Here is a 19,141-nt window from a genome sequence, read left to right on the forward strand (position 1 = left end):
TATGGCCTTTGACTTAAAAATTTTTAATCAACAAACATATACTGCAATCACTGAATTAGCAGCTCAAAACATCAACGCTTTTAACGAAGCATCAGCAGGTACCATTATCATCGAGAATAAACCAATCACAGGTGATGAAGCGATTCGTGCAAGTTTTAAAGCGGTAAATGGAATTGTTCGCAGACGTGATGTGAACTCCGATGCTGATATCGCGTCAGCTCGCTTGCAACAGCTAGTTGATATCGCTATCAAAGTAGCGGCAGGTACCCCTCAGTTACTTTGGGATAATGCTCAATACAACTGGGTTCAACAAAATCCACAATTAGCAGCATTTACTATCGGTGAGCAACTAGCTAAAGCAAGAACCCTTGATATGGTTAACACAGGTATTCGTGCCGCAGTAGCCGCTATTTCAGGAAATGCGGATGTAACTCACGATGGTAGCGCAAATAATGCATCGTTTGCAGGTTTAACTGATGCAGGCTTTAAATTTGGTGACCGCTCAAGTGCGATTAAGGCTTGGATTATGCATTCAGGCGCTGCAAGTCAGCTTTATCAAAGCGCATTGACTAATAACGAGCGTTTATTCTCTTATGAGGGGGTAAACATTCAACGTGACCCATTCGGTCGATTAATGGTTGTAACTGACTCAGAAGCGCTAGTTCAAGGCACTGGTGACACTCGTAAATTCCGCTCACTTGGCTTAACTGACGCGTCTGTCCGTGTTGCCAATAACGATGACTTTGACGCAGTGTTAGAACGCACCACTGGTAAACAGAACATCACAAGTAAGTACCAAGCAGAATGGTCTTATAACGTGAGCGTTCAGGGTTACAAATGGCTGAAAGAAAACGGTGGAGTTTCTCCAACTGATACTGCAATTGGTACCTCGGCAAACTGGGAGCGTGTTTCTTCTAGCCATAAAGACACTGCAGGCGTTCTTTATATCAGTAAAGGCTAATTAGCCTTTCAATCATCAACACTCAAGGGGCTTTCGCCCCTTTGTAATTTATAGGTTCAATTATGAATAAAAAAACACTGTGGTTTATTGCTGGAGTAGCCTCAGCACTACAAATCGACTTCGCTAGACGCAATGCTTTAACTATCCGAGATAGTACAGCTTATCGGGACGGTGATTTAATCGAAAAAGCTGATGCTGTATGCGGTGAAGCGCCAAGTGCTTATTTGGATAAATATGATGTGGCTGATATTGATTTTAGTGGCTTAGAATCAAGTGATGATAAACCAGATAAGCAAACCGAGTTAACATCAAAGCAAATTAAGGCGCTTTTAGCTGAAAGAGGCATTGAATTTAATGCAAACGCTAGTAAGGCTGAATTGGTAAAACTGCTTGAAGAATCACAACAAGCCGAAAAGCAAGGCGCAGATGCAAACATCAACGCTGGCGAGGGTGACAAGGAGTAGAGGTCCTAATGATTGATACAAATATTGATTCACTGGGCTTTAACTCTTACGCAACCGTTGAAGAACTCAACAACTACGCTGAGGCACGAGGTATCACTTTAAATGGAAAACCTGAACATCTTTTGATAAGAGCAATGGATTACCTCGAATCAAAAGAGTATTCAGGCTCACGCATGGAAGCAAGTCAACCGCTGTCTTTTCCACGGATTGGGATAGATAGCGATGTTGATTTATCGATACCGAGGCAAATCATCACGGCTCAGTTAATTCTGGCCATTGAAGCAGACAAGGGCGATTTGATGCCGTCACAACACGAGCCTCAGGTTGTCAGCGAATCACTTGGCTCCATGTCAACAACTTTCGCAGTCAACTCTGACGGTTTCAAAAAGAAGTTCCCTGCGGTTGATGAACTGCTTAAACCTTTCACGACCAAAGTCAACTTTGGTTCAGCAACTATCACAAGGGGGTAGTATGGATTATCAAAAAGCTAGGCAAGCAGCAATGAGAATGATCTCCAAAAACGGCATGAAATATAAAGTTATGCGTGGAGGAGGCATTGAAATTGTTAACGGCATCGAGCAAGTCAAAGAAGATGAAACCTTTGAAATTCAAGGGGTCAGATTTTCTTATGGTGCGAGGCAAATGCAATACCCATCAGAACTTGGAGAAACATTGATTCAAGCAGGCGATGTCAAGATGATGGCTGTTTCTGATAGTGAAATTAAAACAGGTGACTTTGTTTTGATGGATGATAAAAAGTGGCGAGTTGTAGCCCCTAATCCATTCAAACCAACAGATGTAGTCATCTACTATGAGTTGCAATTGAGGTGTTAAATGTCTAATCAATCTGGTTGGGATATTGATTTCTCTGGGTTAATGCAGAAGTATTCAAGCAGGTTAGATGATTTCGTTAAGATGCTTGGATTAAGAGCTTTAAGTTCGGTTGTTGCTAAATCACCTGTTGATACAGGACGATTTAGGGGGAATTGGCATGTGTCATTTAACAAACAAGACATGACCCAATTCGAACTGTTAGATCCTACTGGAGCCATCGCACTGAGTACTGGTCAAGCTGTTTTAGATGCTTTTGATTCTGGAGTTGAGGCAATATACATTCAAAACAGTTTGCCTTATGCCATGAAACTTGAAAGCGGTCATTCAAAACAAGCTCCTATGGGAATGGTTAGAGTGACAGCTACCGAGATTCAAGGGTGGATTGATGAGATATCTAGGGAGTTAAATAGATAATGCAAAAGGAAATCAATAATATTATTCGCTCTAAAGTCGCCCAGTATGCCAAATCAAAGGGACTTAAAGTGGCATATCCAAACTGCAATTTTGATAGTAAATCAGAAACATATCTTGAATTGCATATCATGCCAGCAACGACCTTATCTATGGATGTCGCAGGGGGTATGAGAACGTATAAAGGTGTGTGTCAGATTAACATCAATACTCAGGCAGGAGCTGGAGTATCACAAGTACTTGAAATCGCAAATGAGTTAATTAAGTTGTTTGATTTAAATAATACTTTAAGTGATGACAACATAAAGGTTCATGTAGTTAGCGTTCCAAACGTACTTCCATCAATCACACAAAACTTCACCTTTACTCAACCTATTAGCTTTAATTATCGAGCTGATATCTAGACTAAATATTTAACATTAACGGCCGCCTAGTGCGGTTTTTTTATTTTTAAAAGAGGAAATTATATGGCTATTTCATTACCAAATGGCGCAACGCTATCCGCTAGTACCAAGTTGCTTGCCGAAGTAAAGTTTACAGCTATCACCAATGCTTTAGCACCAGAAGTTACATTAGCAACTGGTCACGGACTAAAAACAGGTGATGTTGTTGTCATTAAATCAGGATGGTCCGGTATTAATCAGATTGTTACTGAAATTGAGGTTACTGCTGACAAGGCAAAATTAAAAGAAGTTGATACATCTGACACCAATAAGTACAACACAGGTGGCGGTGTTGGCTCACTTCAAAAAGTAGATGGTTGGACTGAAATATCTCAGATTAAAGATATTGATTTTTCTGGTGGGGAACAACAAACCACCGAGGTTCAATTTCTATCTGATGATAAAGCGCGTCAAATTAATACGTACAAATCACCAAAGGCGGTAAAACTGACGATTGTTCATGATTCTACTTTGCCGTTCTATCCATTAATGAGAAAGGCTGACGAATCGCAAGCTATTCATGCAATCAAGATGTATGTGCCTAAAGCGAGCGAAAATCGTTATTTTGCAGGAACAATCTCATTTGATGACACTCCAACATCAAAACAGAATGAAGCTGAAACGATTTCAGCAGGTATAAACGTTGAGTCATCTCGTTTAACTTTCCATAAATTCAGCGTGTAGCTGAGTTATATAAAATATAAAAGTCTAAACTTTGCGCTCCCCCGTTCTGGGGTGCGCAAATAATCAACAATATTTAAAAGGTGCAAAATGGCTAAATTAACACTAAACCCAAATCCTACATTTAAACTAAAAGTAAAAATACCAGTACCAGGCAAAGGCAATGCAGACGTTGAGTTCACGTTTAAACATCATTCCAGAGAGAAACTTACAGAGCTAATGGAAATTGATAGTGATGATGACATTAGCAATCAAGAGTATCTAGCTAGGTTTGTTTCTGATTGGGATTTAGATGATAAGTTTAATGAAGATAATTTCAAAATTTTACTTGATAGTTACCCTAGAGCTGCTAATGCAATTATGGAAGCCTACACACAAGAAATGGTAGGCGCTCGCGAAAAAAACTATTAGAGGTCGCAAAAGCTTTATATCAGCAAGTTGATGAATCGGCTCTGGCTTCATTTGGTTTTTCTGCAGATGATTTTAGTATTGATGTTTATCCAGAAAATGAATTAAGCGTGACAATATTTCAGCGTTTAGGTACCCAATGGCGCTACTCTTTCGGTGGCGCCACTGGTCTAGATTACAACGCTTTACCTGCGATTTTCGATCTACTTGGTATCAAAAAGAAAAAGCGACCGCAAATTTTTAGTGATCTTCAAATCATGGAATCAGCCGCCTTGGCTGAAATCCATAAATCAAACAAATAGCCTCGACTAATCATCGGGGCTTTTTTATGCGCCACGCACGGCGAAATACATACATAGAGCTTTACGGAATGAGTCAATGGGATAAGTAGTTAATTCTAACTCTGTGGGCTACATATCCGTGCGCTTTGGCTCATTCCATAAGGAGAATTATTATGAAAAATCAATTAAGCACAGTTGTAATTTTTAAAGGCTCTTCTTTAATTACCACTAAAATAAAAGGGATTGAATATGTAGCTATGCGACCTGTAATCGAAGGTATTGGGTTAGATTGGGCTAGTCAATCCACCAAATTGAAGAGAGCAGCGCATAAATTCAACTGTTGCGATATCGCAACAGTTGCGCAAGATGGAAAATTGCGGCAAATGTTATGTATTCCACTAAAGAAATTAAATGGCTGGTTATTTAGTATCAATCCACAAAAAGTTAAAGAATCAGTTAGGGACAAATTAATAGCCTACCAAGAAGAATGTTTTGTAGCGTTGCATGATTATTGGAGTAAGGGAGTCGCAACGCGCAAGCAACTTACTCCAGCTGAAGTGGAAGCCCAAGAAATAGCAAGATACGACAAAGAGACATTTGAGAATGCAAGTAAAGGCGCTGTATTTATGAATGTACGCAAAAGAGCCAAGAAAGAAATCAAGTAAAGGGTTGAGGCTTGGACGAAACGCTATCAATTGCAATTCGAATTTATGCTTATTGGGGAAAAGAAATAAGCTGCGAGGTCACTGAATCAACGACCTCGACATTGTCAATGGTAATTGATTCGACTACCAATAGAATTACTCGGGTCGTTGATTTGACGACCTCAACAAAAGCATTTCATCTAATTTATTGATATTGTTCCTTAACTTCAATTTGTATAAAGAGGATAGTTTTCATTTTGTGATCTAAAACGCACATCAGTTCGCAGACTTTAAACTAATGGTTTACCCTTGGTTATAATTTTGGTACTATAGGTTCAAAGAAAGCTTGCATTTATAGCAATTAAAAATAATTCCAAGCTATTCAACTTACATGAATAAAGTATATGCTTTATTATCTTTTAACCAGGTCGAATGTTCATTTTACTTGGTTTTTTTGTACCTAGAATTTACTTACAATGCTTTTTTATGAATGCTAAGTGGAGGTATCGCTATGATTACGACCGCTAATAATATATTAAATACTGTTTGGGAAAATAGATATTTCCCAGTTGACCCTATTTGGATAGCTAAAAAAATGGGGCTTTCAGTATATTCTTTAGAGACACCTCCTGATGTTTCTGGCGCCCTTGTTAAAAGAGCTGATAGAGATCCTGTTATTTTATTGAACCAGAATGACAGCGAACAGAGAATGCGCTTTACGTGCGCGCATGAACTAGGACATTACATTCAGCGACTTGAAAGCAACATTGAAAATTCAAAAGAATATGAATATGTTGATTTATTCAGCAAGCTTTCTCAGGAAAATCAGAATGAAGAAGAGAAGCTAGCTAATAAGTTTGCTCTTGCACTATTAATACCTAAAGAAGCTTTATTGCACGATGTTAAGGAAAACTGCTCACCAGCCATGATGGCATATCGATTTGGAGTTCCTGATGATGTAATCAGGGTAGCTCTTGAGGAATATGGTATTCATGGTTATGGAAGATGATGATTCTAAACAGGGCGAAGGGTGGATAACGTCATTTTTCCATAGCGAAAGAATAGCTAAGCATGGAGAGACAGACAGTAAAACTGGTTCAGTCAGCACAAAAAAAATAATAACAAGAGAAGTTACAAAAGAAAGGCAAGAGTTTAACCAATTAGAGCACCTTGGTAGCTTATCGCCGGAAGATATTGAAAAACGTTATAACTTAATTAATCAAGATGATTTAACAACAGACATAACACTAAAGAAAAAATTCGCATATTATTTCTTTTGGGTTTTAGGTGTTCAGCTAGCAGTAATGAATGCTGTGTTTATATTTGTAGGACTTGGCGGGTTGGACTTTAGTGATGTTGCGTTAAATATCTATATGTCTGGAACACTAATTGAGGTGTTTGGCATTGTGCTAGTTATGGTTAAGTATCTATTTTCAAGTAAAAAATAAATTACATACTACTTTTAATGAACCGCCCCCGAGGCGGTTTTTCTTATACAGACAATTAATTCTATCTTTTCGGATGTTTTTAAATGTACCCTATACCTCAGTATAAAGTTATTAAATTATGATAAAAAAAATAACTTACACAATTGGCGTGATTATTTTTCTTTGGTGGTTTTTTTTAGCGCATGTTTCCTTTTCTGATTTTTCTGATAAAGAATGGATTTACCGGGAAAATGAACAATACATAGCAAAAACATATACACCTAAGTTAATTAACCCATTTGGATTGTATTTTCACTTAATGAAAGAAGATCCAACCTACGTTGTGCTATTTGATAAAAATGGTCGTTATTTAGGACAAAGCTCTCCATTCTTTATTGATCATGGTCTTGCTATGGATGGGGGGCAATTACCAGAAAATGATGCCATGCAATTTTATATTGTAAGTCTTAATGATTATACTGATGAGTACATTATTCCAGTAAATAATAAAAAATGGTGGAGTTATATCCTTCAATATTTTCATTAACTTTTGTAAAAGATAAGGTAGCAACACCAAACTACCCCGAGGCTGTTTTCATTTAAACATTCCGCACAATTTAATCTGATAAACTAAAAAAGGAGTCTTGATGCTAAAAAGGACCGCAGTTCTATATGCTTTATCTACTCTATTTACTCTAAGTAATTTGGCTATTGCTAGTGATGATATGTATATTGAAGATCGTAAAATAATGGCATTAAAAAGTTGCATTTATAATAATGAAAAAGCGTTAGGTACATATCATGAAAATCCAAATGTTTTAGATTATAGTTTATGGTCTTTGTCAATAGGAGAAAATGAAGGGTATTTCTCTCCTGAGGGGATGTTAGCCCTGTCTGACTTTGTAATGAAGGAGACGGAGGATTTTCATAAACGTAGGTTTAGCTATCATTTAGAGGGTTATCGAGGAGATTTTAATCATTTATTTGCCGACTGCTACCGATTCCATCAATCACCAGAATTAGAAGAGTTTTTAAAAAACACTCCACCATAGATAATATGTTTAAATTAATTACTATAAAAAGGACTAAATATAATTTAGTTATTTCAACCGCCCTCGAGGCGGTTTTTTCGTTTCTGGAGCATAGAAAATGTCAGACATAGCAAATCTACACTTACGGGTGAACACTAAAGAAATTAATGATGCGAAACAAGCATTATTAGATTTAGATGAAACGGGCAAAAACTCAGCGATGACCGTTAAAGAGCTAGGTAAAGCCTTTGCAGGATTTGTCATTGGTACAAGCCTAACTAAAATCGTTAAAGAAGCAACAATGGCGAATGCTCGTTACCGTGAGCTTGGCGTCACGATGAAAGCGATTGGTATGAATGCAGGTTATTCGTCAAGAGAGCTTTTAAGCGTTGAAGATGCTCTTAAAAAGACAGGTATTAGTGCAATTGAATCACGCTCAAGTATCGCGACCTTAATTCAAGCAAATATTGATTTAGGTAAAGCAACTCAATTAGCAAGATTAGCCCAAGATGCGGCAGTTATTGGCGGTTTAAACTCGTCCGAAGCATACAACCGTTTAATTTACGGTGTGCAAACAGCGCAAACTGACGTGTTGAGAACAATTGGTATTACAGTTAACTTTGAAGATGCGTATAAAAAAATGGCTCTTCAAATTGGGAAAACAGCCAATTCATTAACCGAGCAAGAAAAGACGCAAGCTCGTGTTAATGCGGTAATGGAACGTGGTGCGGGCATCTCAGGAGCTTATGAAGCATCTATGAGTGAGGCAGGTAAACAGTTACGCTCTATGAGCCGTTACGTTGACGATTTAAAAGTAAAAATGGGCGCATCTTTTATGCCTGAATTTACTGATGGTGTCTCATTGGCTACTAAAGCTGTTAAAGCCCTTGAAGAAAACTCTACAACAGTTGCCACTGTGATTAAAACGGCTCTTGTTGCTGGATTGATGTCATCAGTAGTTTGGGCGACTAAGTTTTCAGTATCAAAAATCAAAGCATCGCAAGCCAATATCACTCTTTTACGCACAGAAGCACAATTAGCCCTTACACAAGCTCAATCTGCTAAAACGCAAGCTACTAGAACTAATCTAGATAGAGTTGCACATCAAAATAAAATGCAACAATTGCTAAGCCAAAGGACGGCTGAACAACAAGCTGCACTAGGGACAGATAGAGCAGCTCAAGCAAATAGAAATTTAGAAGCAGCGAGGTTAAGGCTTACCAGAGCAAATATGCAAGCTAGAGCTAGTGAAACAGCTCTGGCAAATGCTACCAATGCCACTGCAGCGGCTCAATCGAGAGTTTCAGGGTTATCTGGGATGAGTAGGGCTTTAGGTGCTATTGGTGGTCCAGCAGGGGCGGCCATTATCGCTGCTAGTGCATTGTATTCATTCTGGCAACAAGCAAAAGCTACAAGAGAAGAAGCGATAAATTTAGGTAAAGAGTTTGAAAACTTAAATCAAACAATGGCTAAATTTAGCAATTTTGTTCAAGCTGATAAATCTAACTCAGAGATATTATCGTCATTAAGCACTATTGGTAGTCAGTTTGAACAGCTAGATAAAATTAACACTGAAATAAACGATTTGGGTCAAGGTTATCTATTATCTACAGCAACTTTTAAGTCTAATGAATCCATAAAGAATCAAATTATGGAATTACAAGGCCAGCGATATTATGTGAAACTTGGTTTGGATAAGATTATTTCTGATATAAAGTCAAGTAATACAAGCTTAAAGGATGCATTTAAGCAATTTGAGGAAAACTCAGCTTCACTTACTTATGATTCAATTAAGAAGACTTATAAAGAGGCTCAAAATATATCGTTGTACCTTGATGATGAAATTAAGAAAATTGATGCTCAGATTGAGAAAAGCTCAGCACAAATTAATCAGTGGAAAAATGTTTCTCTTAAAGATATGCGAAATCAGCTTAAATCGGCTGAATCAAAAGGAGAAGATGAAAGAGCTGAAAGAATAAAAAAGAGTATTATTTTAACCACTCAAAAGCTTGAAGCTGAGGAAGTTAAATTAAATGCTTTATATGAAATTAGAAATGGACTATTGGAAAGAAACAAGATAGCAACAAATGGAATCAACTCTAGTTCTTCAATTTTACTATCTAATTTACCAAGAATTGCTAGCTCTTTAGTACAGCAAAACATTCAGTGGAATCAATTGAATCAGGGAATTATAGCAACGTTTAATAGCCTTAATGCCTTTTCAAGAGCAAGCGTTCCGGCTGACAATGATTTAGCAACTAAATTTAAAGCAAAATTAGATTCTATAAATATCAGATCTGAAATAGGTAGAATGGTTAATGCTGCTGATAGGGAAATGGCTAATTTGACCCAAGATTTTGTGGAAGATGGGTTTAATAAAGAACAATCTTTAGCGTTGGCAAAAGCTGAATATGAAAGACTTAAGATTGAAAGAGAAAACGCCAAAAAAAACAGTTTAGGTGCTAAGGGCGTGAAGGATGATTCTGGTATCAGAGCGTTACTTGATTCAAAAGAACGTTTACGAACTCTAGCTGAGCAATTAAGAGCAAGTGAGAAGTTAACTGCAGAGGAAAAGCGCCTTGCTGAATTTGAAGAGAAAATGTTACAAATAAAGGGTAAAGCTCAAACTGCAGATGATTTGGCGCTACTTGCCCAAGAAGGCTTATTAAGATCTTCTCTTCAACAAGAAGCTTATGTTTCAAAAATGGTTAGTGCTAAACAAGCATATCTTGAAGTAAGTAAGCAGATTTCTCTTGAACAACGTAACCAAGAGGAAAATCTTAAACAGCAGTTAGGTACTTTAACAATGAGCTCTAAACAAGCCGCCCAATATGCTAGAGAGCAGCAGATTAGAAATCAGTTTGCACAAAAACGTTCTGAAATTGCTGATTCAGGGTTATTAGCTCCGATTTATTCGACTTCGCTTGTATTACAAGAACAATCGGCTATTGGTTTAAGTAAAAAAGCTAATGCTGAATTTTTAGAAGCACAAGGTAGCTGGAAAAGTGGGGCAATTAAAGCTTGGAATGATTACGAGGAAAGTGTCACAAATGTTGTTGGTAATGTCTCTCAAATAGGATCAAAAGCTTTCGATGGAATGGCTAATTCTTTAACAGATTTTGTTATGACAGGTAAAGCAAGTTTTGGTGAATTTTCTAAATCTATTCTTAGCGATATTGCATCTATGACTCTAAGAATGGCAATGTTTAATGCTATTAAAATGGGAGGTACAGTATTAGGCTTGGGAGGTTGGTTTGCTGACGGTGGGTTCACTGGTTTTGGTGGTAAATATGAGCCTGCAGGAGTGGTTCACAAAGGAGAATTTGTATTCACCAAAGAAGCTACACAACGCTTGGGCGTTCGTAACCTATATGAAATAATGCAAAGAGCACATGCAGGTTATGCGCAAGGCGGTGTCGTTGGTGGGGGAATGGCTCCCACAGTTAACAATTCACATATCCCTTCTATGATAGGGTTGGGCGCTGGTGACATCCACGTTAGTGTAGTTGTAAACAACAACGGTGGCAGCAGTGAAACACAGTCAAGCATTTCTGGCGGTGGTGAGAATCTTGGTAAAGCAATAGGGGGAGTAGTTCGTGAAGCAATCATGAAAGAAACCAAACAAGGAGGAATCATTCACCAAGTCATTAACAATAGGATGGGAAGGTGATGGGTAATAAACAAGCTGAAACGACTAAAATCATTCTTGATAAGAATGAGCTTAACAAAATTGTTAGAGAAGCTATACTTAAGGAAACTAAGCCTAGTAGCATTCTTCATCAAAATGTCAAAGATAGAATGGAAAAATAATGAACAAAACACTTCAAATAAAAAATCAGAAAGCAATAACAGTGGAGGAGGACGTATGGATGATCGATTAAATAAATTAGAAGGACAAGTTGATTCTATGAAACTCGATATTACTGTAATTAAGTCAAACTATTCAACAAAGGAAGATATAGCAAATGTCAGAAGTGAAATACACTCAACAATATCAAACCAAACAAAATGGTTAGCTGGTATTATCATAGGCGTAGCTTCAATTGCATTAGCTGTAGCAAGGTTTTTATTCTAACTTTGAATTCACTTAGCACACCCTATTCAAATGTTAGTAAATGTAAGCTATCATAAGTTACTTTTAACTGACATTTGGAGGGTTTATGAAAATAATTGGTGTAATATTCTTTTTTATTGGATTTATTACAATAGTTTTGGGAGTTTTAAATTTTGAGTTAGCTGTTTATAGCGCAGTTGGTTCAACTCTTGCTATATGCGGTACTTTGATGGCTATTTTTTGCCCTAGATTGAGTGATAAGGTTTGTGGGTCTTGCAAAAGCAAAGTTCATGTTGATGCTAAGAAGTGTAAGCATTGTTCTCAAGATTTGTTTAACTAAAGTTTGGAGATTACGCATAAAATAATTCTATTAACTTTAGAAAATGTAATTAATATACAAACACTTAAAGTAAAAGATGATTTTATGCGAACAAATGAACTAGTGTCACTAACCCTTCAACAGAAGGGTTTTAAAGATTGATTGTATGGCGTTTCTTTTAAATTTTAACAGAATCAAGGTAGGTTAAAAATTGCATTATATTATTTTTAACAGCTCTATTAATCGATTCTTGGTGTCTTACTGCCCCTAAAAAAGCATAATCAAATGGAACTATACCCTCTGACTGGATAGTTTTATTAACTAAAACTTCACCTGATTTTCTATCGATGATATCATATTTTGCAGTGACAATAGTCTTGAATTCTGCACCAAAACTTGGTATGTCCATAGCTAAAATTTTTACTGAAAGATTAACTTTTTTTTCAGCGTCATCAATAAATATAGTTTTCCTATTAAGCGCTTCTTCTATTGAGTCTTTCCATAAAGTTGGTACGTTAAAAATCTGTATATCTTGAGGAATATCACCAGTTTTTTCAGCTGGTGTTGCAACTGAAACAGTTATTGATTTTAGCTCAGCATCAATTTTATTAGTGCTAGGTTGAACCGATTCAACAGAAAAATTTAGTGGTGGCACAGATTGACAGCCTGTAAGTAGTAAACACATGGTAAATATTAGTGCTAATTGCTTCATTAATTTCTCCTTTGTAAGAAAGTATGTAATTTATGGGTTTATATTGTAAACTATATACGGAGCTTTACACAAATATACTTATTATTATATTCATGCTTAGCACATTAAATAATACTTGATGTTGACATCATTCCGAGATGTTAGTATATTTGCTGTAGGCCTAGAAACCTAACACAAAGAATTCAATCTTACTCCCCCGTCAAATTGAATTTCAGCTTTATTGCTAATCTCGACTATGTCGGGAGGGCGACTAATACAAGACCCGCAAGGGGAATAAGTCCGCAGTATCTTTGTGCTGTTTCTAGCCTCCCGACACCCTATTAAGGGTGATTTTCCCTAGAAAGAAAAACAAAGGAGTCAATCATGACTAATTCAAACACACCTGCAGTATTCAATTTTAATGACGATATCCAAGTACGCACTTTCTTAGATGAGAATCAAAATCCGTGGTTCTTGGCTAAAGATATTTGTGCCGTCTTAGGCTACAAAAATGATAGTGATGCTATTAAAAAACATTGCAAGGAACATGGGGTAGCGAAACGCGACCTCATCGATAATCTTAATAGAAAGCAAAAAGCTTCATACATAAACGAGGGTAATCTTTACCGCTTAATTGTTAAAAGTCGTAAACCTGAAGCCGAGGCATTTGAAATATGGGTTATGGAGGAAGTCCTCCCAGCAATCCGAAAAACAGGAACCTACACAGCGGAAAAAGCGAAGACATCAAAATCCACAGCTGATGACAGAACACCACTAAGAGACGCAATCAACCTCTTAGTAAGCAAGAAGCACATTCTTTACCCAGAGGCGTACTCATACGTTCACCAGCGATTCAACGTTAAACACATTGATGAATTAAAACCATCAGAAATAACGACTGCTGTGGAGTACGTGCATAAGTTGGCTTTAGTGGGTGAATTGCTCGAAGCAGAACAACCAGAACCGAAAAAAGCGCTTAACTATGATAGGTTGGTACCATTTTCAACATCTAAAAGGTACCTTGTGAGAGTTTTCGTCTCAGACAACGTAATGAGAAATAGAGTCTTTTTCACGGGAGAAGCTGATACGTTTAACGACATGGCCACTGGTATCTGTAAGACGCTTGGATTTCAGCCTGTTGAGTTCAGGGCTTATCCAATTAACATCGATAATATTAGTGTACTGTGATTAGATAGTAACGTTGAGCCCCACTTTGTGGGGTTTTTTGTTTGTGCAATATGCAGTATTATAGCTCTAGTTACAACAAAAATTAACTACAATCTTACAATTGAGGTAGAGATGAAAAAAATATTGTTTTGCTTTTTATGTTTAGTTACTTTTTCGATTATTGCTAATGCTGATATCTCAGAGCTTGAAAATAAAGCTAATCAGGGTGATACAGAAGCGCAAGGTATGCTCGGTGCGATGTATTATTATGGCGAGGGAGTAAAACAAGATTATTATAAAGCTAAGAAATATTTTGAATTATTGGCTAATCAGGGTAAATCAGATGCGCAAGGTATGCTCGGTGTGATGTATAAAAATGGTGAGGGAGTAAAACAAGATCATCACAAAGCTAAGGAATATTTTGAATTAGCGGCTAATCAAAATAATTCAGAAGCGCAAAGTATGCTCGGTCGAATGTACTATTTCGGTGAGGGAATAAAAAAAGATCATCATAAAGCTAAAAAATATTATGAATTAGCGGCTAATCAAAATAATTCAGAAGCGCAATTTATGCTTGGTGGGATGTATTATTTGGGTGCGGGAATAAAAAAAGATTATCACAAAGCTAAGGAATATTATGAATTAGCAGCTAATCAGGGTTATGTAAGGGCGCAATTTATGCTCGGTGTGATATATTATTTTGGTGATGGAGTAAAACAAGATTATCACAAAGCTAAGGAATATTATGAATTAGCGGCTAACCAGGGTTATGCAAAGGCGCAAGGTATGCTCGGTGTGATGTATAAAAATGGTGAGGGAGTAAAACAAGATTACCATAAAGCCAAGGAATATTTTGGGGTAGCTTGTGATAATGGAGATCAAGAAGCTTGCAATCAATAAGCAGAATTGAACAAAAAAAGGTTTTAAATACCAAAACGATTAGAACAAATAAATAAAATAGGTGCTTACATTAAAACATTTACATTATAATAAACCTTGTTCTGACAGGGCTTAAACGCTTTAGTCAATTAACTTACAGAAAAGTCAATAGTATTGTGTTGTTTTTTTGCAGTCAACAACATATAATCATGCTATAAATTCTATAATTTATATAAATTACTTATTTTAGTTTGGCTAAAAATAACTGAAATTGTAATTTTGCTCTTTAATACATTTACAATCACGGATGAGCGCCTAGGGCGCTTGTTTTGTTTTTGTAAATCAACTACCGAGAGGTAGTCTAACGCATAATCTAAAATTACAGGTAAGGCTTTTAAGTGAGATTAAAATGTATCTGATTTGCATAAGAAATATAATAATTATTAAACTTTCCCAACGATTTAACCTTAACAAGGTACTCTTATGAAGCCAGCCATACCGCAATTAAAGTCATTTGAAAATGTTAAAACCCTTGGTTATGCATTTCAAAAAATGTATGAAAATTATCCGCAAAAAGCTGTAAACGATGTTATTGATGAATTCACGTTAATGAGAATTGAGCGTGAATCTAAACAGGAATTGAAGTCAGAATATAGTTTAAATGGAGATATATGTTTGGCATACATAGCCTTTTTTAGAGGTGATGTTGATGATTCGCTAAATTTATTTAAAAAGGTTGCAGATTATAATTTTAATGGCATAGAAGTATATTTGACAATTTTATCTCATCTGGCTAAATTTAAATTATATGAAAAAGAATTGATAAGATTTTCAAGTACATTAAGAGATAATTTACTATATATGCCCCTAGTTAGTTGGTTTGCATTTTCTGGGGATATTGAAAATATGAATGAACTGCTTGATGAAATGAGTAAAAAACAATTTAAATTTGATGTTGTTAATTTTTTTAAAAAAGAATTTTTACTATTTGAGTCCCTTCTTTCTGATAAATCTGTATCCATTGAAGAATACAAGAAAATAAGAAAATACATGATTAGAGTGCTTGAAAATAATCAGGTAGATTTCTCTGGTCAAAATATTCCTACATGTGATTCTTTTATTGTATTAACCAGAGTTGATGCAGATCCAGATGTGATATCAAATTTGAATTCAGAGCTATCTGTTTTAATGGCTGAAGATGATAGCTTGAGTTTCAAGTTAACAGCTGGGTTCACAAGTATTTTACCTAGTTATGGAGTAATACTTGAATGAGTATAAATCCATCAGATCTTTATTTACTAGCAAGAAACTTAATGGGAACCAATGAGGCCTCAAACAGGTCTTGTGTATCTAGAGCTTATTATTCTGCCTTTCATGATGTTAAAATAAGAGTAAAGGGGTTGCCTAATTTTCAGCGCTCCGAGCATTCTGGTATAATTGATTATCTTGGTAGACCTAGCTCATTTAAAGATGATTCAAGAATAATAGCTAGAAAAATAGCCTTTAATCTTAATCTAGCAAAAGAGTTTAGATGTATGGCTGACTATGATCTTGCTTCAGATTTTGAGCAAACAATTGTTGACCAAACTTTTGATATAGTTGATAAAGTAATAAATTTAACTGATGAGCTAGTGAAACTTCAAGATTAGTTTTTTAATAACCACACCAACCGCCCTCGAGGCGGTTTTTTCGTTTCTGGAGTAAGCAAAATGGACGAATTCAAATTCAAAGTACAAATTCAAGATGGCCTTGAAACATCGATCACTAACGACGTTTCAGAAGTCAAATTCGGTGATGGTTACGAGCAAGTTGTCGAGAAAGGGATTAACTCGGAAACTAAAACGATTCAGTTAGGCCAAATCGGCACAATTGAACAGATGTCGCCAATCCTCGACTTTGTTCGTGACCATGTAACTAAGGCATTCATCTGGCGAAATCAATTCAATGAATTAGGTACTTATCGAGTAGAAAAGGACTCAATCAAGTACTCGATGGTTGGAGGTAACGTTAAACTGAATTTCACATTTAAAGAGGCACATCACGTATGATTTCAGCACAAGAACAATTACTACAGCCTGACTCGAGGATTAAGCTGATTGAAGTCGATGGCACATCATTTGGCGCTGATATTATGCGGTTCCATTATGAGCGGATAGGTTACACCCAAGATGAATTGGAACTTGCAAGACAAAGCGGTAAAGAGCTACCTGTTAAATCAATCTGGTGGCAAAATAATGAATATATGCCATTTCCATACCAAATTGAGGGTATAGAAGCATCTACAGATGGTCAATCTGCTGAACCTAAGTTATCTATCATGAACGTTGACCAGTTAATCACGGCGCTTTGTTTGCGTTTTGATGACATGCTTAATGCCAAAGTAACGATTCATGAAACTTTTAAGTGCTTTTTAGATGAACGGAATTTTCCTGAGGGTAATCCACAAGCCGACCCAAGCCAAGAGCGGATTCACATCTTTTACATTAATCAGAAATCGGCAGAAAATGATGAAATAGTCGAGTTTACTCTTGGCTCGCCTTTTGATTTACAAGGGGTATCATTACCTAATCGGCAAATACACGCGCAATGCCACTGGGCGAACTGTGGAAAGTACCGAAGTGGCGATGGTTGTAATTATTCTGGTACCAAATATTTCGACAGGAAAGGAAATGTGACAGATGACCCTAGCAAGGATTCGTGTGGTGGGTTATTATCTGACTGCAAGGCGAGATTTGGTGATGATGCCAAATTGCCTTTTGGTGGGTTTCCTGCGTCTAGTTTGATTAAGCGTTGATCTTAAAAGTAATTAAATTAAAGGGAGTAGTATGAATCCAATGAAACTGAATGATATTGAAGATGGAACAAAAGTTTATAAATTTAGAGATTGCAATCCACAATATATACCTGTATCAAAAGAGGGTGATACCTACAATAATTTACAGCTAAATAACAAATATATTTTATGCGAGAAAAAAATATGGAGTATTTCTAGCCTATTGAATAATGAGTTTTGGGCGGCTACACCAGAATCTCTGAATGATGTATCTGAAATTTATACATTAAATAATTTTAAGGAAGAGAAGATTAATAGCTTTAATAATAAAACAATTAACTTAATAAAGGGGATAACAGAAAATAATACGACTGAAAAGGAGATGCGCAAAGAGTTAGGGTTGATTTCTGATGAGGCTTATAGAGTTAGCATTGCTCAAAACTTCTCAAATTATGGTGTTTTTTGCACATCATTTTGTCCTACTAACCCTAACTTATGGGCTTTGTATTCTGACTCAAGTCGCGGTTTTGCAATAGAATATGATTTAAAATCTTTGTATTTAAGCACTAATCCAGCAGATATATTTCCAATAAGATACAATCAGGATATGGAGACTATATATGGTAATGGGATAATGGCCCCTGGCCATTTTTATTGCCAAAAGTCAGATTATTTTGAGAAAGAAGAAGAATTTAGGTTTCTTTATGAAAAAAGTGGAATTGTCAAATATGAACCTAATTGCGTAACAGGTATTATTTTCGGTTCGAATATGTGTGAAAAAAATAGGAAACAATTACATAAGCTCATATCAACCAAGCTAAAAAATATTAATTTCATGCAAGCTATTCATAAAAAAGATAATTTTGGATTTGATATAGTAAAATGGGAATGATAGGTTAATTAAAAAAAACCTCTTCGGAGGTTTTTTTATTGGGTGCAATATGAGAAAAACAGTAGAACAATCAATTTGGCAACACGTCAAAGCCGAATACCCGAAAGAGGCTTGCGGTGTGATCGCAGTTAAAGGGCGAGTGCAGAAGTATTTTCCTTGTCGCAATCTAGCACAATCACCAACAGAACAATTCATTTTATCACCAGAAGATTATGCAAGCGCTGAAGATTGGGGCGAGATTATCGCGATAGTTCACTCGCACCCAGATGCGACTACTCAGCCAAGTGAGTTAGATAAATCGATGTGTGACGCTACTAATCTGACATGGCATATCTTTAGTTGGCCAGAAGGCGATATTGGTACCATTCAACCAAGAGGAATTTTACCCTTAATTGGTCGTCAATTCGTGCTTGGTCATTCTGATTGCTACGGCTTAATCATGGATTACTTCAAGTTAGAGCATGGCATTGAGATTCCTGATTACCGGGTAGATTATCGTTGGTGGGAGTCAGGCGAAAATCGCTATGAAGATAATTTCGCTGAAGCAGGATTTGTTGAGATTGATAGCCCGCAAGTTGGAGATGTCATCATCATGCAAGTACAAGCTGATGTAGCTAATCACGCAGGTATATTACTTGAAAACGGAATGCTACTTCATCACCTATACGGACAATTGAGCCAAAGGGTTCCTTATGGTGGTTACTATCGAGACCGAACAATACGAATAGTTAGACATAAATCATTACTTTAAAGCCTCTGAAATTCAGGGGCTTTTTTTATG

The 19,141-nt window shown here is 36.5% G+C and carries 28 protein-coding genes; 27 read left to right on the top strand and 1 reads right to left on the bottom strand.

Annotated elements, in window-relative coordinates:
• The first annotated feature begins 1 nt into the window (after window position 1).
• The 19 genes from ACFFIT_RS02635 (at window position 2) to ACFFIT_RS02725 (ending at window position 11,979) form a co-directional block, all read left to right on the top strand.
• The gene (locus ACFFIT_RS02635; protein ID WP_385876092.1) at window positions 2–961 is read left to right on the top strand and encodes a major capsid protein; all 960 of its coding nucleotides are present in this window, start codon (window positions 2–4) and stop codon (window positions 959–961) included.
• A 62-nt stretch (window positions 962–1,023) separates the two neighbouring features.
• Window positions 1,024–1,425: a HeH/LEM domain-containing protein gene (locus tag ACFFIT_RS02640; protein ID WP_385876093.1), complete on the top strand. Its 402-nt coding sequence runs from the start codon at window positions 1,024–1,026 to the stop codon at window positions 1,423–1,425.
• Between the two features lie 8 nt (window positions 1,426–1,433).
• Window positions 1,434–1,895: a DnaT-like ssDNA-binding protein gene (locus tag ACFFIT_RS02645; RefSeq protein WP_385876094.1), complete on the top strand. Its 462-nt coding sequence runs from the start codon at window positions 1,434–1,436 to the stop codon at window positions 1,893–1,895.
• Window position 1,896: 1 nt separating this feature from the next.
• On the top strand, window positions 1,897–2,259 hold the full coding sequence (locus ACFFIT_RS02650; RefSeq protein WP_385876095.1) for a hypothetical protein: 363 nt from the start codon (window positions 1,897–1,899) through the stop codon (window positions 2,257–2,259).
• Window positions 2,260–2,673, top strand: coding sequence for a hypothetical protein (locus tag ACFFIT_RS02655; protein ID WP_385876096.1), 414 nt, complete (start codon window positions 2,260–2,262; stop codon window positions 2,671–2,673).
• Window positions 2,673–3,074, top strand: a complete 402-nt coding sequence (locus ACFFIT_RS02660; protein ID WP_385876097.1) for a phage tail terminator-like protein — start codon at window positions 2,673–2,675, stop codon at window positions 3,072–3,074. The genes ACFFIT_RS02655 and ACFFIT_RS02660 overlap by 1 nt, the downstream gene beginning before the upstream one ends.
• A gap of 63 nt (window positions 3,075–3,137) precedes the next feature.
• Complete coding sequence (locus tag ACFFIT_RS02665; protein WP_385876098.1) at window positions 3,138–3,797, top strand: phage tail protein; 660 nt, start codon at window positions 3,138–3,140, stop codon at window positions 3,795–3,797.
• 87 nt (window positions 3,798–3,884) lie between these two features.
• The gene (locus ACFFIT_RS02670; protein ID WP_385876099.1) at window positions 3,885–4,205 is read left to right on the top strand and encodes a phage tail assembly chaperone; all 321 of its coding nucleotides are present in this window, start codon (window positions 3,885–3,887) and stop codon (window positions 4,203–4,205) included.
• A gap of 41 nt (window positions 4,206–4,246) precedes the next feature.
• Window positions 4,247–4,504, top strand: a complete 258-nt coding sequence (locus tag ACFFIT_RS02675) for a DUF1799 domain-containing protein (protein ID WP_385876191.1) — start codon at window positions 4,247–4,249, stop codon at window positions 4,502–4,504.
• Window positions 4,505–4,656: 152 nt separating this feature from the next.
• Complete coding sequence (locus tag ACFFIT_RS02680) at window positions 4,657–5,148, top strand: phage antirepressor N-terminal domain-containing protein (protein WP_385876100.1); 492 nt, start codon at window positions 4,657–4,659, stop codon at window positions 5,146–5,148.
• Between the two features lie 11 nt (window positions 5,149–5,159).
• A complete protein-coding gene (locus ACFFIT_RS02685; protein WP_385876101.1) occupies window positions 5,160–5,339 on the top strand; it encodes a hypothetical protein in 180 nt (59 codons plus the stop codon).
• Between the two features lie 299 nt (window positions 5,340–5,638).
• Window positions 5,639–6,136 (top strand): ImmA/IrrE family metallo-endopeptidase, encoded by a 498-nt coding sequence (locus tag ACFFIT_RS02690; RefSeq protein WP_385876102.1) that lies wholly within the window; start codon window positions 5,639–5,641, stop codon window positions 6,134–6,136.
• The gene (locus ACFFIT_RS02695) at window positions 6,126–6,575 is read left to right on the top strand and encodes a hypothetical protein (RefSeq protein ID WP_385876103.1); all 450 of its coding nucleotides are present in this window, start codon (window positions 6,126–6,128) and stop codon (window positions 6,573–6,575) included. Before ACFFIT_RS02690 ends, ACFFIT_RS02695 begins: the two co-directional genes overlap by 11 nt.
• A gap of 118 nt (window positions 6,576–6,693) precedes the next feature.
• Window positions 6,694–7,101, top strand: a complete 408-nt coding sequence (locus ACFFIT_RS02700) for a DUF6201 family protein (RefSeq protein ID WP_385876104.1) — start codon at window positions 6,694–6,696, stop codon at window positions 7,099–7,101.
• 100 nt (window positions 7,102–7,201) lie between these two features.
• A complete protein-coding gene (locus ACFFIT_RS02705) occupies window positions 7,202–7,606 on the top strand; it encodes a hypothetical protein (protein WP_385876105.1) in 405 nt (134 codons plus the stop codon).
• A 97-nt stretch (window positions 7,607–7,703) separates the two neighbouring features.
• Complete coding sequence (locus ACFFIT_RS02710) at window positions 7,704–11,255, top strand: phage tail tape measure protein (RefSeq protein WP_385876106.1); 3,552 nt, start codon at window positions 7,704–7,706, stop codon at window positions 11,253–11,255.
• Window positions 11,252–11,395 carry a hypothetical protein gene (locus ACFFIT_RS02715; RefSeq protein WP_385876107.1) on the top strand — a complete coding sequence of 48 codons (144 nt, stop codon included), beginning with the start codon at window positions 11,252–11,254 and terminating at the stop codon, window positions 11,393–11,395. Before ACFFIT_RS02710 ends, ACFFIT_RS02715 begins: the two co-directional genes overlap by 4 nt.
• Window positions 11,370–11,660, top strand: coding sequence for a CCDC90 family protein (locus ACFFIT_RS02720; RefSeq protein WP_385876108.1), 291 nt, complete (start codon window positions 11,370–11,372; stop codon window positions 11,658–11,660). The genes ACFFIT_RS02715 and ACFFIT_RS02720 overlap by 26 nt, the downstream gene beginning before the upstream one ends.
• Before the next feature lie 85 nt (window positions 11,661–11,745).
• Window positions 11,746–11,979, top strand: a complete 234-nt coding sequence (locus ACFFIT_RS02725; protein WP_385876109.1) for a hypothetical protein — start codon at window positions 11,746–11,748, stop codon at window positions 11,977–11,979.
• Between the two features lie 157 nt (window positions 11,980–12,136).
• On the opposite strand, the gene ACFFIT_RS02730 is transcribed toward ACFFIT_RS02725, so the two are convergent.
• Window positions 12,137–12,670 (bottom strand): putative periplasmic lipoprotein, encoded by a 534-nt coding sequence (locus tag ACFFIT_RS02730; protein WP_385876110.1) that lies wholly within the window; start codon window positions 12,668–12,670, stop codon window positions 12,137–12,139.
• 363 nt (window positions 12,671–13,033) lie between these two features.
• Here ACFFIT_RS02730 and ACFFIT_RS02735 point away from each other — a divergent pair, with 363 nt between their 5' ends.
• The 8 genes from ACFFIT_RS02735 (at window position 13,034) to ACFFIT_RS02770 (ending at window position 19,111) form a co-directional block, all read left to right on the top strand.
• Entirely contained in the window at window positions 13,034–13,837 is an 804-nt protein-coding gene (locus ACFFIT_RS02735; protein WP_385876111.1) for a BRO-N domain-containing protein, read from the top strand.
• Between the two features lie 111 nt (window positions 13,838–13,948).
• A complete protein-coding gene (locus ACFFIT_RS02740; protein ID WP_385876112.1) occupies window positions 13,949–14,716 on the top strand; it encodes a tetratricopeptide repeat protein in 768 nt (255 codons plus the stop codon).
• A gap of 462 nt (window positions 14,717–15,178) precedes the next feature.
• Window positions 15,179–15,967 (top strand): hypothetical protein, encoded by a 789-nt coding sequence (locus ACFFIT_RS02745; protein WP_385876113.1) that lies wholly within the window; start codon window positions 15,179–15,181, stop codon window positions 15,965–15,967.
• Window positions 15,964–16,344, top strand: coding sequence for a HEPN domain-containing protein (locus ACFFIT_RS02750; protein ID WP_385876114.1), 381 nt, complete (start codon window positions 15,964–15,966; stop codon window positions 16,342–16,344). The genes ACFFIT_RS02745 and ACFFIT_RS02750 overlap by 4 nt, the downstream gene beginning before the upstream one ends.
• Window positions 16,345–16,404: 60 nt before the next feature.
• Entirely contained in the window at window positions 16,405–16,743 is a 339-nt protein-coding gene (locus ACFFIT_RS02755; protein WP_385876115.1) for a phage tail protein, read from the top strand.
• The gene (locus tag ACFFIT_RS02760) at window positions 16,740–17,489 is read left to right on the top strand and encodes a phage minor tail protein L (protein ID WP_385876116.1); all 750 of its coding nucleotides are present in this window, start codon (window positions 16,740–16,742) and stop codon (window positions 17,487–17,489) included. Before ACFFIT_RS02755 ends, ACFFIT_RS02760 begins: the two co-directional genes overlap by 4 nt.
• A gap of 31 nt (window positions 17,490–17,520) precedes the next feature.
• Entirely contained in the window at window positions 17,521–18,360 is an 840-nt protein-coding gene (locus tag ACFFIT_RS02765) for a hypothetical protein (protein ID WP_385876117.1), read from the top strand.
• Window positions 18,361–18,409: 49 nt separating this feature from the next.
• On the top strand, window positions 18,410–19,111 hold the full coding sequence (locus ACFFIT_RS02770) for a C40 family peptidase (protein ID WP_385876118.1): 702 nt from the start codon (window positions 18,410–18,412) through the stop codon (window positions 19,109–19,111).
• Window positions 19,112–19,141: the final 30 nt, after the last annotated feature.

Origin of the sequence: Thorsellia kenyensis (assembly GCF_042432445.1) — a bacterium.
GTDB lineage: Bacteria > Pseudomonadota > Gammaproteobacteria > Enterobacterales > Thorselliaceae > Thorsellia > Thorsellia kenyensis.